This is a genomic window from Rheinheimera mangrovi (genome assembly GCF_003990335.1).
Classification (GTDB): domain Bacteria; phylum Pseudomonadota; class Gammaproteobacteria; order Enterobacterales; family Alteromonadaceae; genus Pararheinheimera; species Pararheinheimera mangrovi.
The window spans coordinates 3,464,616-3,480,386 of record NZ_CP034683.1; the positions used below are offsets into that span (position 1 = coordinate 3,464,616).

Annotated in this window: 17 protein-coding genes and 3 tRNA genes; 7 read left to right on the forward strand and 13 right to left on the reverse strand. The window is 46.8% G+C overall.

The window, feature by feature from the left end; translation table 11 throughout:
- The first annotated feature begins 95 nt into the window (after positions 1-95).
- Positions 96-764, forward strand: coding sequence for a hexitol phosphatase HxpB (gene hxpB, locus EK374_RS15690; RefSeq protein WP_127025504.1), 669 nt, complete (start codon positions 96-98; stop codon positions 762-764).
- 74 nt (positions 765-838) lie between these two features.
- On the opposite strand, the gene EK374_RS15695 is transcribed toward hxpB, so the two are convergent.
- The 13 genes from EK374_RS15695 to hemA all read right to left on the reverse strand — a co-directional run bounded on the left by EK374_RS15695 (position 839) and on the right by hemA (position 10,333).
- Positions 839-914 (reverse strand) — tRNA-Phe (locus EK374_RS15695).
- 10 nt (positions 915-924) lie between these two features.
- A tRNA-Thr gene (locus EK374_RS15700) sits at positions 925-1,000 on the reverse strand.
- A gap of 49 nt (positions 1,001-1,049) precedes the next feature.
- Positions 1,050-1,125 (reverse strand) — tRNA-Phe (locus EK374_RS15705).
- Positions 1,126-1,246: 121 nt separating this feature from the next.
- The gene (gene kdsA / locus EK374_RS15710) at positions 1,247-2,098 is read right to left on the reverse strand and encodes a 3-deoxy-8-phosphooctulonate synthase (protein WP_127025505.1); all 852 of its coding nucleotides are present in this window, start codon (positions 2,096-2,098) and stop codon (positions 1,247-1,249) included.
- A gap of 170 nt (positions 2,099-2,268) precedes the next feature.
- On the reverse strand, positions 2,269-3,054 hold the full coding sequence (locus EK374_RS15715) for a tetratricopeptide repeat protein (RefSeq protein WP_127025506.1): 786 nt from the start codon (positions 3,052-3,054) through the stop codon (positions 2,269-2,271).
- A gap of 49 nt (positions 3,055-3,103) precedes the next feature.
- Positions 3,104-3,478, reverse strand: a complete 375-nt coding sequence (locus EK374_RS15720) for a SirB2 family protein (RefSeq protein ID WP_127025507.1) — start codon at positions 3,476-3,478, stop codon at positions 3,104-3,106.
- Between the two features lie 82 nt (positions 3,479-3,560).
- Positions 3,561-5,114 (reverse strand): response regulator, encoded by a 1,554-nt coding sequence (locus EK374_RS15725; protein WP_127025508.1) that lies wholly within the window; start codon positions 5,112-5,114, stop codon positions 3,561-3,563.
- A gap of 170 nt (positions 5,115-5,284) precedes the next feature.
- Complete coding sequence (locus EK374_RS15730; RefSeq protein WP_127025509.1) at positions 5,285-5,689, reverse strand: DUF1801 domain-containing protein; 405 nt, start codon at positions 5,687-5,689, stop codon at positions 5,285-5,287.
- A 32-nt stretch (positions 5,690-5,721) separates the two neighbouring features.
- Positions 5,722-5,958: a DUF3303 domain-containing protein gene (locus tag EK374_RS15735; protein ID WP_127025510.1), complete on the reverse strand. Its 237-nt coding sequence runs from the start codon at positions 5,956-5,958 to the stop codon at positions 5,722-5,724.
- A 69-nt stretch (positions 5,959-6,027) separates the two neighbouring features.
- On the reverse strand, positions 6,028-6,843 hold the full coding sequence (lgt, locus tag EK374_RS15740; RefSeq protein ID WP_127025511.1) for a prolipoprotein diacylglyceryl transferase: 816 nt from the start codon (positions 6,841-6,843) through the stop codon (positions 6,028-6,030).
- Between the two features lie 272 nt (positions 6,844-7,115).
- Entirely contained in the window at positions 7,116-7,988 is an 873-nt protein-coding gene (gene prmC, locus EK374_RS15745) for a peptide chain release factor N(5)-glutamine methyltransferase (protein ID WP_127025512.1), read from the reverse strand.
- On the reverse strand, positions 7,975-9,066 hold the full coding sequence (gene prfA, locus EK374_RS15750) for a peptide chain release factor 1 (RefSeq protein WP_127025513.1): 1,092 nt from the start codon (positions 9,064-9,066) through the stop codon (positions 7,975-7,977). The genes prmC and prfA overlap by 14 nt, the downstream gene beginning before the upstream one ends.
- A gap of 19 nt (positions 9,067-9,085) precedes the next feature.
- The gene (hemA, locus tag EK374_RS15755) at positions 9,086-10,333 is read right to left on the reverse strand and encodes a glutamyl-tRNA reductase (protein WP_127025514.1); all 1,248 of its coding nucleotides are present in this window, start codon (positions 10,331-10,333) and stop codon (positions 9,086-9,088) included.
- A gap of 99 nt (positions 10,334-10,432) precedes the next feature.
- Between hemA and lolB the strand changes: the two genes are divergently transcribed.
- The 6 genes from lolB to pth all read left to right on the forward strand — a co-directional run bounded on the left by lolB (position 10,433) and on the right by pth (position 15,726).
- Positions 10,433-11,044 carry a lipoprotein insertase outer membrane protein LolB gene (lolB, locus tag EK374_RS15760; RefSeq protein ID WP_164731894.1) on the forward strand — a complete coding sequence of 204 codons (612 nt, stop codon included), beginning with the start codon at positions 10,433-10,435 and terminating at the stop codon, positions 11,042-11,044.
- Positions 11,032-11,877 carry a 4-(cytidine 5'-diphospho)-2-C-methyl-D-erythritol kinase gene (gene ispE, locus EK374_RS15765; RefSeq protein WP_127025516.1) on the forward strand — a complete coding sequence of 282 codons (846 nt, stop codon included), beginning with the start codon at positions 11,032-11,034 and terminating at the stop codon, positions 11,875-11,877. The genes lolB and ispE overlap by 13 nt, the downstream gene beginning before the upstream one ends.
- Before the next feature lie 80 nt (positions 11,878-11,957).
- Complete coding sequence (locus tag EK374_RS15770; protein WP_233280404.1) at positions 11,958-12,893, forward strand: ribose-phosphate pyrophosphokinase; 936 nt, start codon at positions 11,958-11,960, stop codon at positions 12,891-12,893.
- Positions 12,894-13,023: 130 nt separating this feature from the next.
- On the forward strand, positions 13,024-14,337 hold the full coding sequence (locus EK374_RS15775; protein WP_127025518.1) for an IS4 family transposase: 1,314 nt from the start codon (positions 13,024-13,026) through the stop codon (positions 14,335-14,337).
- A gap of 196 nt (positions 14,338-14,533) precedes the next feature.
- On the forward strand, positions 14,534-15,136 hold the full coding sequence (locus EK374_RS15780; RefSeq protein ID WP_127025519.1) for a 50S ribosomal protein L25/general stress protein Ctc: 603 nt from the start codon (positions 14,534-14,536) through the stop codon (positions 15,134-15,136).
- Entirely contained in the window at positions 15,136-15,726 is a 591-nt protein-coding gene (gene pth, locus EK374_RS15785) for an aminoacyl-tRNA hydrolase (RefSeq protein WP_008899749.1), read from the forward strand. The genes EK374_RS15780 and pth overlap by 1 nt, the downstream gene beginning before the upstream one ends.
- Positions 15,727-15,771: the final 45 nt, after the last annotated feature.

Below are 15,771 nucleotides of genomic sequence, written 5' to 3' on the forward strand. Positions count from 1 at the left end.
TACAGAATTTCGTCCATAAAGATCGATAAAGCTGTGGTGCAGAGCTTGTGGCTGTTGAATAATACAGCCTGATACAGCACAGAAGGAGCAATCAGGTGGTTCAGGCAGTTATTTTTGATATGGATGGGGTGCTGATTGATTCTGAACCTTATTGGGCTGAAGCCGAGCAGCATGTGTTTCGTCAGTTAGGTGTCACACTAGATCCTGCTATAACCTCACAAACCAGCGGTATGACCACCCGCTCTGTCACAGAATTGTGGTTTAAGCATTCACCATGGCAGGGTTTTACCATTGAACAAGCCGAACAGGCTGTGATTGATTACGTGGCGGTTGCAGTAATGGAACGTGGTGTCGTGAAAAAAGGTGTAGTGGAGCTGTTGCAGCAACTGCAAAGCTGGCAAATTCCAGTGGCACTAGCCACCAATTCACCAGGCTCACTGATGAATACTGTGCTGGATAAACTACAAATCCGCCCTTATTTTCAGGCGCTTTGCTCTATTGAGTTGGTTACACAAGGCAAACCCAAGCCAGAAATTTACCATTTAGCTGCCAGCAAGTTAGGTGTGGCTTCAGAACATTGTCTGGTATTTGAAGACTCAGTCACAGGTTTAACAGCAGCCAAAGCAGCAGGTATGAAAGTAGTTGCATTACCTGCTGAACATCACTGGCACAGAGCTGAATACGATCAGGCCGAAAGCCGTTTAAAGTGTTTTAGCGACATAGAAGCAGCGCATTTTCAGAGCTGGGGATTTGAGCAGAAGTAATTGGATTCAGGCTCCATCCTACTGAATGACAGAAAACAAAAAGCCCGTCACAAGGACGGGCTTTTTGTTTTTTATGGTGCCCAGAGGCGGAATCGAACCACCGACACGCGGATTTTCAATCCGCTGCTCTACCGACTGAGCTATCTGGGCGTAACGTGAATGGTGCCGCTTATCCGAGTCGAACGGATGACCTACTGATTACAAGTCAGTTGCTCTACCAACTGAGCTAAAGCGGCAACCTAAACTGGGTGACAGGATTACAAAGCAACCACATCACAAAATTTGTGGTGCCCAGAGGCGGAATCGAACCACCGACACGCGGATTTTCAATCCGCTGCTCTACCGACTGAGCTATCTGGGCAACGGGGGGTATTAAACGGATTTCGGCGATCCAAGTCAACTTATTTTTTAGTTGCTTGAATCGTTAGCTTAATACTTGAACAAAGCGGACATTTTTTAAGAGTTTTGTCCGCCTTTTTCCATCAATTTGCCGATGTATCCAAAGGCGCAAAAGATTTGACTAACTGATCCAATTCTTTCATTTGCTGCAGGTACGCTTCCAGTTTATTCAGTGGCAAAGCACAAGGACCGTCACATTTGGCTTCATTTGGATTCGGATGTGCTTCGATAAATAAACCAGCTAAACCTAAAGCCATACCAGAACGGGCTAATTGAGCCGCCTGAGCACGACGGCCATCAGCAGAATCAGCACGGCCCCCCGGACGCTGTAACGCATGAGTAGCATCAAAAATCACCGGAGCGTATTGCTTCATATCGTCCATGCCCAGCATGTCGACCACCAGATTGTTATAGCCAAAGCTGGAGCCACGTTCACAAAGGATAACTTTATCGTTACCCGCTTCCTGAAACTTGGTGATGATATGACGCATTTCGTGCGGTGCTAAAAACTGTGGTTTTTTCACGTTAATCACAGCACCGGTTTGCGCCATAGCTATGACTAAATCAGTTTGACGAGCTAAAAAAGCCGGCAACTGAATTACATCCACCACTTCAGCCACAATAGCGGCCTGATAAGGTTCATGCACGTCAGTGATCAGCGGTACGTTAAAGGTTTTTTTAATTTCTTCAAAAATCTTTAAACCTTCTTCCATGCCTGGGCCACGGTACGAATGCACAGAAGAACGGTTGGCTTTGTCAAAAGAGGCTTTAAAAACATAAGGAATGCCCAGCTTTTCTGTGACTTTGACGTAGTATTCCGCCACTTGCATGGCTAAATCACGCGACTCTAAAACGTTCATGCCACCAAAAAGCACAAAAGGTTTGTTATTGGCGACTTCAATAGCGCCAACCTGAATAGTATGTTGGTTTGTCACTTTCAATTCCTCAGACAAAATACCGTTGCTTGTGCTAATACCCAAAGTAATTGAAGTTGCAGGGCGGCGACAAGCGAGTGAGCCCCCAGGAGCATAGTTGTCCTATGTGACTGGGCCGAGCACGCGCCGTCAACAAAGCTGCGGCTTCAAGTAAGAAGGGTATGATACCTCTAATGCAGCCACTGTGGGTAGGACGACAGCTGGCGGATTTGTTGTTTCATATGATCATTCGAAGGGTCATCCGGTTTTTGATCAACAAAATACTGATAATCGCTGATCGCTAAAGACCAATGATCCAACAGCTCAGACAATAACCCCCGCTCGCGATGTAAATAAGGATCCCCTGGCTTTTGGTCCAGTAAATGCTGCACCACTGCCATCGCCTGTTCACGTTTACCCAATGCCAGCAACAGCTGCTTTTGCAGTTGCCAAAGCCCTGCACAGAAAGCAGAAAAATCCACAGTTTGTGTTGCCAGTTCCTGAGTGATACTCAACGCCAAGCCATTTTCAGGACTCAACAAACATTGCCAGGCGCCGGTGTGTGGGTCTACCCATACTTTCTCAGATTTAGATAAATGCACCTGTACTAAATATTCGCCTTTATAGCGCACTATATCGCTCTCAAAACCCGCTTGTTGCAGCCAGCATAGCAGCAGCAATACCAGCACTAAAGGGTCGGCTTCACGCTGACTAATGGCGTAACTTAGTAAGGTGGGCTGATGCATCTCTTCAATCAGCAAAGGTTTGATAGGTGGGGTAAAAAAGGCATCCTGATAGAAGTTCTCCACATGACGGGCCAGAGCATTCATAGTCGGCATTTTTTCAGCGCTGGCCGGAGCCATAGCCAACCAGCATTCTCTTGCCTGCTGAATTTGTCCGGCATCAATCCACTGCTGTTCTATCTCTAACAACAACTCAAGCAGGGCCAAACCCTGCTGCTTTAACTCATATTTCATGTACTACCCAATACAACAAAAAAGGACATCACAAAAAAGAGTCTCTCAATTAACCCAAAAACAGTGGGGTTTTAGTAACAGCTATTTTAGCGACCAGCGCCAGCCAGCTTAAAGCACCAACAAAGCCCACCCAACGCATCAGTAAAGTGCGGCCTTTTAACGCCATCATCGCCAGACCAATATAAGCAAATAAACCAAAGAGTTTTTCTGTCAGCCATGGTGCTTGAAACGGGTATTGCTGAATAGTCAGCATCAGGCCAATAGCTGTTAACAATAAAAAGGTATCCACTACATGGGGCGCAATTTTAAAGAACTTTTTTTGCAGTAAAGCCGGTGCTCTCAAACTCAATAAAAACCGTACCGCCAGAAAAGACACGCTGAGCGCAATAAACAGCATATGCGAATGTTTTAATGCCATATTCATAAGAAATAGTCCTTAAAGATATTTAACGTCTGCAGAATAACAAAGCCACCCGCAGGTGGCCTGAATCACCGATGAGTAAAACTCATTCTTCGTCTGGGTATTTTTGCAGTATTGCTTCCAGTTTGTCGACCCGGGTTTTAAAGATTTCGACCAGTTTAGGGTCAAAATGTTTGCCTGACTCACTGCTGATCTTCTCCAGCACCTGCTCCAGAGTCCAGGCCGATTTATAACAGCGTCTGTGCCTTAATGCATCATAAACATCAGCTAAAGCAGCAATACGCCCATAAATATGAATTTCTTCGCCTTTTTTACCACTGGGGTAACCTGAACCGTCCCATTTTTCATGGTGATCCTGCGCTATCACTGCGCCAGCCTGAATAATAGTGCGTTTGGAGTTCTTTAAAATTTCATAGCCTATGCTGGCATGAGTTTTCATCACTTCCCACTCCTGACCATGCAGCTTCATAGGTTTATTTAAAATGCCATCAGGAATGCCGACTTTACCTACATCGTGCAAAGGCGAAGCAAACATAAGCTTTTCAGCTTCTTCTTCTGGTAAACCATAAGCTTTGGCCAGATCGTAACAAATAAAAGCCACCCGCTTGACATGATTACCTGTTTCGATAGACCTGTGCTCAACAGCTTCACTTAAGCGATAGACAATTTCGCGTTGAGTATCTTCAATTTCGCTTTGTAGCTGCACATTTTCATAGGCAATTTGTACATTTTGTGAAAAGAGTTCAATTAAGCGCTTTTGTGTGTCTGTTATCTGATTTGGCAAACCAGACACATACAATAAAGAACCTGAGGTAAATTTACTGGTGCAGTACGCCACCAGGTAATTGTCGCGATACACAATGCTGCGGCTGTTCAGCGCCTGATGAAAGGCGTCCAGTAAAGCCGGTTCCAGCACATCACTGATGTGTTTACCTTCTTGTTTTTCAAACTGACCTAAACCAGCAAACACCACCAAACGTTCAGGGTCTGCGTCTTCATTAATATTGCCAGCTACTAACGATGAGGTCACCAGCAAGGCATTGTCGTTACAGCCTAAAATAGAAGTTAATTGCTGCAAGACACCATCAATAAACTGCTCCATCGAATGAGCTGAAAACAAATCAGCAGAGGCGGTAATAATTTTCTCAAGGCCCTGACGGCTGTGGTCAATAGCCAGAATATCGCGGTAAGAACGTAAGCTAGACATCACCACAGTAAAGAGCTTTTGTGCCGTCAGCTCAGTTTTAGATTTGTAGTCGTTGATATCGTAATTAACGATCACCTGCCGTTCAGGCGCCTGGCCCGGCTGGCCGGTACGTAAAATAATGCGCACATAATGATTATGCAGATCTTCGCGGATATAACGGGCCACCAGCAAACCAGCATCATCGGTTTCCATCACCACGTCCAAGAGTACGATGGCAGCATCCGTATGCTTAGCCAGCATTTCTTTGGCCTCGCGGCCTGAGTAGGCGCTGATAAATTCAAGGTGTTTACCCTGAAAAGAAAAGTCACTTAATGCCAGTTTAGTAACAGCATGAACCTCTGGCTCATCGTCCACTATAAGTACTTTCCAACTGCCACGGGAAATCTGTACAACTTCCTCGGGTTCCTCAGCAAATAAAAAATCATTTGCCATACCGCACTCCTTTAGCTTGTTGCGTTTTTATCGCTTTGTGTTTATTTATATGCGCTAAACAGGGATGGGTCAAAGCAAAGTCGTTGAAAATATAAATATTTTATAATCTTCTTCTTTGAAGATGCCGCTTTGTTGACTGAGCTATGTATTCTAATAAGCATAGCCACAATTCAAACACCACGTAATGAAAGGTGTTTCAGGCTATGGTACTTCAATGCCAGCTGCAAACAATGTTTTAGCGGTCCGCCATTCACTTCAGCAGTTAATGGCAAAACAATAGCCCTATTACCCTCATAGTCAAATTCCTGCCGGTATATTTCCCTGAAGGTTTCAACCAAGCTGGTCTGGCAATGAAAATAGACCTTAATAACATCAGGATCTTTTGGCTTCCAGTCGATTCGAATCGAGCTACCACCTTTGACCAGATAACTGACTTGCCCCCATTTTTGACTTTCCTCCACTGCGCCTAACGCATTTTCCTCTGCAACAGCAAGGATAAGTCGGCGTACCTCTTCAAGCTGCTTTTGTGCCGCTAACGGATAGCTGGAGAATTTAGCACGGATGTCAGGTGTCATTTCGCGCTCAAATGAGTAAGGGGGCATCAAGCTTAATCAAGAGGATAAAGCTCAAAATCAACAAACTCTTCCCAGGTCTTAAACCACTGGTAAAACAGAGCTTCGTCATTCGATTCCATCAGCTGAAAACAGATGTTTTTCTCCGCATTCACCCATGAATTTAGGTAGTACAAGCCATCAGGAAACTGACGCCCTTTGGCGTTATACACTTTGTAGTTTTCTGCCATTAGCCCAGGCTTGAAATTTTCTACTACCATGTATTTTTTCAAAATATGTCCTTATGTCAGGTTATGCATTATTGACGTTGATCTACAGGAACAGCCACTGGCGCTCGATCATTACGGTGCTGTTTTTATCGACACAGCAGGAAAACCAGTCGGATACTTTATTGACCAAAGCACCAACGCTATTCCCAAAGCAACAAAAGGTAAGCTTAAATACTGCCCCACACTCAAGAATTGCCCTGATTCATATACGGCCTGGGACGTCTTACAAAACTCAACCACTATGCGTGCTGAAAATACGAGAGTCATAAAAACCCCAAACATCAAACCTTGAGGTGTGTCGCGGCCACAACGCCGATAGATGGCAAGTAATATCAAACAAACAATCAGGTAAGCCGCAGCCTCATACAGCTGAGTTGGATGCCGAGGGAGTTCATCTACAGTCTCAAATATAACTCCCCATCCAGCTCCTGTCGGAACACCAACAATCTCAGAGTTCAGGAAGTTGGCTATCCGCACAAATACAGCGCCGAGTGCCGCAGGGATGCTGATACGGTCAACTATCCACAGGAAGGTTAGCTGAGGTGCGGTGTTGCGGACACCAAGCCACAGACCAATAAGAATTCCGGCCGCTCCACCATGACTGGCAAGCCCTCCCTCCCATGTGCGAAATATTGCTAATGGGTTTGCAAGGTAGTATTGCGGATCATAGAACACACAATGAACCAAGCGGGCCCCAATAATAGCGCCCAGTAACACATATACAAATAAGCGTTCGGCATTCTCCTGTGGAACACCTTCAAGCGTGAAAATCCGGCTTAGTATGGCTTTACCAACAAGAAAGGAGCCAACAAATAATAATGCATACCAATTTATTGCGAAGGGCCCGGCAGATACTAAAACAGGATCGAAACTCCAGTTAATGATCATGATGTTTATTCATCTCAATAATGAGTGTCTGATATTAGGTATTAAACAGTACTTAAATTCAGACACAAAAAATAAAGGTAAAGATCGATAGTCACGGTCATTTATTTTAATAACCTTGCCACGCAAGTACCTAAATTAGCTCATATTTCTTTATTCAGCAATAACCCAATAAAAGCATATGGATACAACCTTAGAGGTCTGAAGGGCGCGGATAAACCACGCTCCTACAGCAGATTTCAGGATAAGTAGTTTAAGGAAAGATAAATCCAAACTTAAGCGGGAAGTTGTCCACCGCTAATACGCCACTGACCACCGTAGTCTTTTACCGATTGCACAGAGGTAAAACCTGCGTCGGTTAGGATCTGTTGTACGGCCTCGGCTTGCTGGTAGCCGTGTTCCAGCCATAACCAGCCGGATGGCGTTAAGAATTGTGGGGCTTGGGTGCAAATATGGCGGATATCAGCCAGGCCTTGCTCTGGTGCCACTAACGCCGAGTCGGGTTCAAAGCGCACATCGCCTAAAGCTAAATGTGGGTCTTGGGCATCTATATAAGGCGGGTTGCTGACGATTAAATCAAACTGCTCGCCAGCCACAGCGTCAAACCAGCTGCTTTGTTTGATCTGGCAGTTAGCTAACGCCAATTGCTGAACATTTTGCTTTGCCAGCTCTACAGCATCTGGTTGTAAATCAACACCGGTCAGGGTCCAGTTTGGCTTTTCTTTGGCTAAGGCCAAAGCTATAGCTCCGGTTCCAGTGCCTAAATCCAGCACTTTGGCTTTGGCAGGCAAAGGCAAAGCTAACGACTGTTCCACTAAAAGTTCGGTATCAGGTCTTGGTATTAAAGTACAAGGGGCTACAGCGAGTTTAAAATCCCAGAAATACCAATAGCCGAGAATATGCGCCAAAGGCTCACCGGTCAGACGACGATTTAATACGGGCTCCAATTGCAACAACTGGGATTCGCTGAGTTCGCGCTCTGGATACAGCATCAAGCTAGTGGCATTAATATCCAGCACTTCCAGCAGCATACGCCGCGCTTCCTGTTTTGCATCTGCAGGTACAGGGCCGGTTTCAAGCAGAGGAGTCAGTAACGCAGTGGCTTGTTGCAGCCACTGCGTCAGAGTCAGGCTATTAGCGGTTTTCATCAGCCAAAGCAGCTAACAAGTCGGCCTGGTGTTCATGACTTAGTGGACCAATCACCAGGTCTAAATCACCTTCCATCACGTCTAATAAACGATAGATGGTCAGGTTGATACGGTGATCCGTTAAGCGGCCTTGCGGGAAGTTGTAAGTACGGATGCGTTCGGAACGGTCACCACTGCCGACTAATGAGCGACGGGTGGATTCTTCCTGTAAACGGCGTTTTTCATCTTCAGCCGCCTGAATACGCGACTGCAACACGCTCATAGCTCGGGCGCGGTTTTTATGCTGCGAACGTTCGTCCTGACATTCCACCACTATACCAGTCGGTAAGTGAGTGATTCGTATAGCAGAATCGGTTCTGTTCACGTGCTGACCACCGGCACCAGAGGCGCGGTAGGTATCTACTTTTAAATCAGCAGGGTTAATTTCGATGGCTTCGCTTTCTGGTACTTCCGGCATAATGGCCACAGTACAAGCTGAAGTATGTACCCTGCCCTGAGATTCAGTGGCCGGTACACGTTGTACGCGGTGACCACCGGATTCAAATTTCAAAATACCGTAAGCGCCTTCGCCCTGAATGCTGGCGATCACTTCTTTATAACCACCGTGTTCGCCGTCGTTGCAGCTGACAATTTCTACTTTCCAGCGTTTGCGTTCACAAAAGCGGCTGTACATACGGAACACGTCACCGGCAAAAATTGCAGCTTCATCACCACCAGCACCGGCACGAATTTCCAGGAAGCAGCTGTTGCTGTCGTTTGGATCTTTAGGTAACAACAGAATTTGTAAGTCCTGGTCCAGTTGCTCTATACGTTCTTTGGCGGCTTTGAATTCTTCCTGCGCCATGTCACGCATATCCGGATCTGAGTCTTTCATCATCTCTTCAGCACTGGCTAGATCGTCCTGCGCCTGACGATACAAACCAAAAGCCTTACTCAATTCTTCCAGTTGGCTGTACTCTTTGGACAGTTCCCGAAAACGACTTTGGTCAGAAATTACGCCAGCGTCACTTAATAACGCCTGAACTTCTTCATAACGTTCGACCAGAGCTTCGAGTTTGCGGTACACCGATTCTTTCATGTTGTTTCTATTTACCTGATTACAGATCTAACAAAGTGTTGATCAAAGATTGTTGTTGAGGCTGCTCGTCCTGCAGTAACTGCCGCAGCGCCTTGGTTGGTGCATGCATCAACCTGTTGCTGAGTTTAGTCGCAAGTTCAGCTAATACTTTTTCCGGGTCCTGCCCTGCTGCAATTTGTTTGCCCGCTTTAGCCAGCAGTTCGTCACGTATGGCTTCGCCTTTGTCGCGATAGTCGCGCACTACGTCCAACTGGCCATGCAAACTCAGCCACGAATTGAACTCATTGACGCCCTGCAAAATCATGTGCTCAGCTTCAGCCGCCGCTTCCTGACGGTTCTGCAGGTTTTGCAGCACTATGGATTGCAAGTCATCCACTGTATACAAATAGGCGTCTTCCAGCTCGGCTACTTGCTCTTCAATATCACGTGGCACAGCTAAATCGACAAAAAACATTGGCTTGTGACGGCGTTTCTTCAGCGCCTGCTCCACCATACCTTTACCAACAATAGGCAAAGTACTGGCAGTGGAGCTAATCACCACATCGGCATTGGCCAAAGCTTGGGGCACCTGGGCCAGACTGACGGCTTCACCGTTAAACTGGCTGGCTAAAGCCGCCGCTTTGTCATAAGAGCGGTTCGCTACAGTAATTTTTTCTGCGCCCTGCTCTAATAAATGTTTGGCTACCAGCTCTATGGTCTCACCAGCGCCAATCAGCAGCACTTTGACTTTGCCGAGCTGACCGAAGATTTGCCGCGCCAGGCTGACTGCTGCAAAAGCGACAGATACGGCACTGGCACCAATATCAGTTTCAGTACGAACCTGCTTGGCCACTGAAAAGGTCTTTTGAAACAAGCGCTCAAAAGCCGGATTAATAGTGCCGGCCTGACGCGAATGGCTATAGGCCTGCTTCACTTGCCCCAAAATTTGTGGCTCACCCAGCACTAAGGAGTCCAAACCACAGGCCACCCGCATTAAATGACTGCTGGCCTGCTGATCCTGATGCAGGTATAAATGATGCTGCAATTCGGCCAGGTCGAGCTGATGAAATTTGCTCAGCCAGTCAATTACTTGTTTCGATTGTTCAGGGCTGCCGCTAAAATACAGCTCAGTTCTGTTACAGGTAGACAAAATCACAGCGTCAGACACCTGGGTCGTCGTCGTCAGATCCCTTAAGGCGTCCAAAATTTGTTCAGGCGCAAAAGCGACCTGCTCACGTAAGGAGACAGGTGCAGTTTTATGATTAATACCTAAAGCAAAAATGGTCATTCACCTGTTTGGCCCGTTTCGAAAAAACCGGCGTTAGTCAAAAGAGGGCGAATTGTACGAAAAAGCCCAAACTAAAAAAAGCGTAGAGAAGGAATTAGTGTGTTTGCAGCGATAAAAACTGGTTGTTTTGTAGTTTTCAGTCTGATTTTGACAGGTTGTGCCAGCAACAGCAGCCAGCTAAAACCAGTTATTCCCCTATCAGCCCAACAAAGACAACTGCAATTAGAGCAATTACAGGAGTTTACTCTGGCTGGGGCCTTAAATGTAAAATCACCTGAAGAAAGTGTCAGCGGCAGTTTAAACTGGCAACAACAAGGGCCTTATTTTCAGGCCAATATGACCACCTTTGTGGGCATCAGTGTTTTTGAACTGGAAACCGATGCCCGTGGCGCTACGGTCAAAGCAGATGGTGAAACTCATAAAGCCCAGTCAGCCAGTGCCCTGCTGGATTATTTATCCGGCTGGAGTTTACCTATTGAAGAAATGCCGTTGTGGCTTAAAGGTGTAGCAAGCCAGGAAAGTTTTAATCATCAGTGGGATGCGCAAGGCCGTTTAACCAGTTTTACGCTGAAAGACAGCCAACAGCGGGACTGGCAAGTCAGTTACCGCGAGTTTTTCCCTGATGCTTTAGCTTTACCCAAACTTATTCTGCTGGACTCTAAAACCGATGGTAGCCGTATTAAGCTGGTGGTGCGTAAATGGCAACTTTAACCTTATCAGCTCCGGCCAAACTGAATTTATTTTTACATATCACAGGCCGCAGGGCCGATGGTTATCACAATCTGCAAACCTTGTTTCAAATGCTGGATTGTGGTGATCAGCTTAGTTTCACACTCACCAGGGACGGTGAAATCCACTTTAATTGTTCAGATAAGAGCATCGAAAACGACAGTAATTTAGTGGTTCGCGCTGCGAAGTTATTACAACCCTTGGCAGCTAAAAACGCCGGGGTAAAGATCCATCTGGATAAACAAGTGCCTATGGGCGGTGGCCTGGGTGGCGGTTCGTCCGACGCTGCAACCACTTTGCTGGCTCTGAATCAGTTATGGCAACTGCAGCTGTCGAACGCAGCGTTGTGTGAACTCGGCTTAAAATTAGGTGCCGACGTGCCTGTATTCGTGTTCGGAAAAACGGCATTTGCCCAAGGGGTCGGAGAAAAATTACAACCCATCAGTTTGCCGGAAAAATATTACCTGATTGTGACGCCGGAACTGCATGTCAGCACGGCGGAAGTCTTTGGCCATCCTGATTTAATCCGCAACACGCCCATCATGTCGGTGAAAGATCTACTAGACTGTCAGTGGAAAAATGACTGCGAAACTCTGGTGAAACGGCTCTACCCCGAGGTTGCAATGGTGCTGGACTGGTTGATAGAATACGCGCCGTCCAGAATGACAGGTACCGGCGCCAGCGTGTTTGCCGAGTTCCAGGATGAATTAAGTGCCCGTCAAACCCTAGCAAAACTGCCACCATCATGGCGTGGTTTTGTTGCTAAAGGGGTCAATCAGTCTGCTGTCCTGACTGAATTGGAACAAGCCGTATGACGCACAGCAGGCGACATAAAAAGCCTGCTGCATTATTAACCGGACTCACAAACTGCCCTGAGGATCCTACCGTGCCCGACATGAAGATTTTCGCTGGTAACGCCATACCAGAACTCGCCAAGAAGATAGCCAGCCGTTTATATATCAAGCTGGGCGATGCCGAAGTCGGCCGTTTTAGTGACGGTGAAGTCTGTGTACAAATCAATGAAAACGTCAGGGGATCTGACGTTTTTATTATCCAGTCTACTTGCGCCCCAACCAATGACAACCTGATGGAACTCATTGTGATGGTAGACGCCTTACGCCGCGCCTCTGCCGGTCGTATTACCGCTGTTATCCCTTACTTTGGCTATGCCCGTCAGGACAGACGCGTACGCTCTGCCCGTGTGCCAATCACTGCCAAAGTAGTAGCTGACTTTTTATCAAGCGTTGGTGTAGACCGTGTATTAACGGTTGACCTACACGCTGAGCAAATTCAGGGGTTCTTCGACGTACCAGTGGATAACGTTTTTGGTAGCCCGGTATTGCTGGAAGATATGCGCAAACGTGAATTCGTAGCACCAGTAGTGGTATCTCCGGATATCGGTGGTGTAGTGCGTGCCCGCGCTATCGCCAAACTGTTAAACGATGCTGACTTAGCCATTATCGATAAACGTCGTCCTAAGGCCAACGTGTCTCAGGTGATGCATATCATTGGTGATGTGAAAGATCGTGATTGTATTATTGTCGATGACATGATTGATACAGGCGGTACTTTATGCAAAGCCGCTGAAGCCTTAAAAGAACAAGGCGCAAAACGTGTATTTGCTTACGCCACTCACCCGATTTTCTCCGGTACTGCCGCTGAGAACATCAGAAACTCAGTGATTGACGAGCTGATCATTACTGACACTATTCCGCTGAGTGCAGAAATGCGCGCAGTCAGCAAAGTAAAACAGCTGACTTTAAGCGATATGCTGGCCGAATGTATCCGTCGTATCAGCAACGAAGAGTCTATCTCTTCAATGTTTGACTAATTTCAGACTGAAGATTTAAAAAAGGCGCCGTTTGGTTAATGCCGATCAGTTAAGCAAATATCAGATCGGTTGACCGATCCAGTGGTTAATGTATAAAGGCCTGCAACAGAGATGTTGCAGGCCTTTTTCTATGCAATTAGTTACCGCTTTAACCCTTGCCAATCGCTATTTCCCAACAAACCTGAATACAGGTGCGTTACACCAGCTTTTACCCGAAGAATTTATCAGCCAGTGCCTTGAAGAGGCTGGTATCGCGACCGTGCGTCGTCGTCGATTGCCCTTAGAATCCTTGGTGTTGGTTGTACTTGGTATGGCGCTTTATCGTGGTAAAGATGTCTGGAGCATTGCAGATAAAATGCAAATTATGCTACCCGGTCGACGTGAATTGGTGGCCCCCAGCGCTGTTGTTCAGGGGAGGCAGCGGTTGGGTTTTGAAGCGATGCGGCAGGTGTTTCATCACACCCAAAGGCTGTGGCACAAGGAAGCCGAACACCCACGCTGGTGCGGTCTGCAGTTACTGGGGGTGGACGGAGTTGTCTGGCGTACACCAGATACAAAGGAAAATACAGAAGCCTTTACGAAGCCAAAAACCACAGCTGGCGAATCGGCCTGGCCCATGGTCAGAATGGTGTGTCAGATGGAACTGACCAGTCATTTGCTAGTGAATGCAGCCATGGATGGGTACAGCACCAATGAAATGGTGCTGGCAGAGCAACTGGTTGAAAATACGCCGGACAACAGCCTGACGTTATTTGACCGTGGGTTTTATTCGTTAGGGCTGCTGCACGCATGGCAGAGCAAAGGGCAAAGCCGGCACTGGCTTATCCCGCTGAAAAAAGGCACTCAGTATGAAGTGATAGAAAAGCTTGGAAAGCAGGACTACCTGGTACGACTGACAACAAGTCCTCAGGCAAGAAAGAAATGGCAGTGCTTGCCGGAGTATATGGAAGCGCGGTTACTGCAGAAAAAAATCAAAGGCAAAGAGTGCTTTATCCTGACCTCAATGCTTGATACCAAAGCGTTCATGGGCGATGAAATTGTGGATTTATATAGTCAGCGCTGGGAAATCGAGTTGGGTTATCGGGAGATGAAGCAGCATCTGCTGGACAGCGAATTTACGCTACGAAGCAAGAAATCAGACATGGTCAAGCAAGAGCTGTGGGGAGTACTGCTGTGCTACAACCTTATCCGTTACCAGATGGTAAGGATGGCGAAAACCTTGCCAGGTATTTACCCTAATGAGCTGAGTTTTACTTTATGCGCGAATGCCATAGTCAGCTTATTCGAGCATGGATTTACCTTAATCAGCGCCCACCATATTCCAAAAGAGCTGGATGATTTAACCCGAAAGGCCGAGTTTTTTATCTTGCCGTTCCGGCGTGAAGAGCGCATGTATCCAAGGCAAGTGAAACGAAAACCGAGTAAATATGCGTACAAAAAATAATGCCAGTCAGCTTAACTGACTGGCATTACGCCGTTTGGTGCCTTTTCTTTTTGTAGCTTTCATTTGCAGCCTTAAAGCTCCAGTGATACCATAGCGCGCTTTTTTGCGTCGGCTGAATTTAGGTTCGCCAAGCAGAAAAGCTTCTTCCTGGGGTCAGGTCGCGGAACTCAGGGTCTATTAATTTTTGGAGAATACCATGTCAAACGCCATTTACACGTTAAATGCAGAAGTCCGTGCTGATTTAGGGAAAGGTGCGAGCCGCCGCCTACGTCACGCAGACAAAGTACCAGCTATCATTTACGGTGGTCACAAAGAAGCTCTGTCTATCACTTTAGATCACTCTAAATTGTTACAAGCTCAGGCTAACGAAGGTTTCTACACTCACATCCTGACTATCAATGTTGGCGGTGAAGAAGTGAAAGCTATCGTTAAAGCTATGCAACGTCACCCGTTCAAGCCAAAAGTTATGCACGTTGACTTCCAACGCGTAGAAGCTGGCCACGAGTTACACACTGTAGTTCCAGTACACTTCATCAACGAAGCTGCTGCTGTGAAAAAAGGTGGCGTAGTTGCTCACCACATCAACGAACTGGCTATCACTGTGTTACCACAGAACCTGCCAGAATTCATTGAAGTGGATTTAGCTGATGTTGCTGTTGGTGTAACACTGCACCTGTCAGACCTGAAAGTTCCTGCTGGCGTAACTATCACTGAGTTAGCCAAAGGCGCTGGTCATGACCAAGCCGTTGTTACTGTGAACAAGCCTGCTGGCAAAGCAGACGAAGACACAGCTGAGTAATGACTGAAGCAATTCAGTTAATTGTGGGCCTGGGTAATCCAGGCCCAGAATACAGCCAGACCCGCCACAACGCAGGTCAATGGTTTGTAGAACAACTAGCCCGCCGCTATAACGTATCTCTTCGTCCTGACAGTAAATTTTTTGGCCTGACTGGTAAATTTGTTACACAGGGTCAGGAATATAAATTGCTGGTCCCCACTACGTACATGAATTTAAGTGGCAAAGCCGTTGCAGCTATGGCGCAGTTCTATAAACTTTTACCCGAAAATATTCTGGTGGCTCACGACGAAATGGCGATAGCGCCCGGAGTAGCGAAATTTAAACTGGGTGGTGGCCATGCTGGTCACAACGGTTTAAAAGACATCACCAGTAAACTCGGCAATAATGCCAATTTTTATCGCCTGCGACTGGGCATTGGTCATCCTGGCCACAAAGATCTAGTCACAGGTTATGTGCTGGGCAAAGCACCGCAATCCGAACAGAAGCTGATTGATGAAGCTCTGGATGAATCGATGCGTTGTTTTGAGCTTTGGTTAAGCGATGGCTTAATTAAAGCGCAGCACAGATTACATAGTTTTAGCGCGGCTTAAGCCAAAGTTTAAGCGCGTCCGGTTCGCAAACAGCACGGCTTTGCC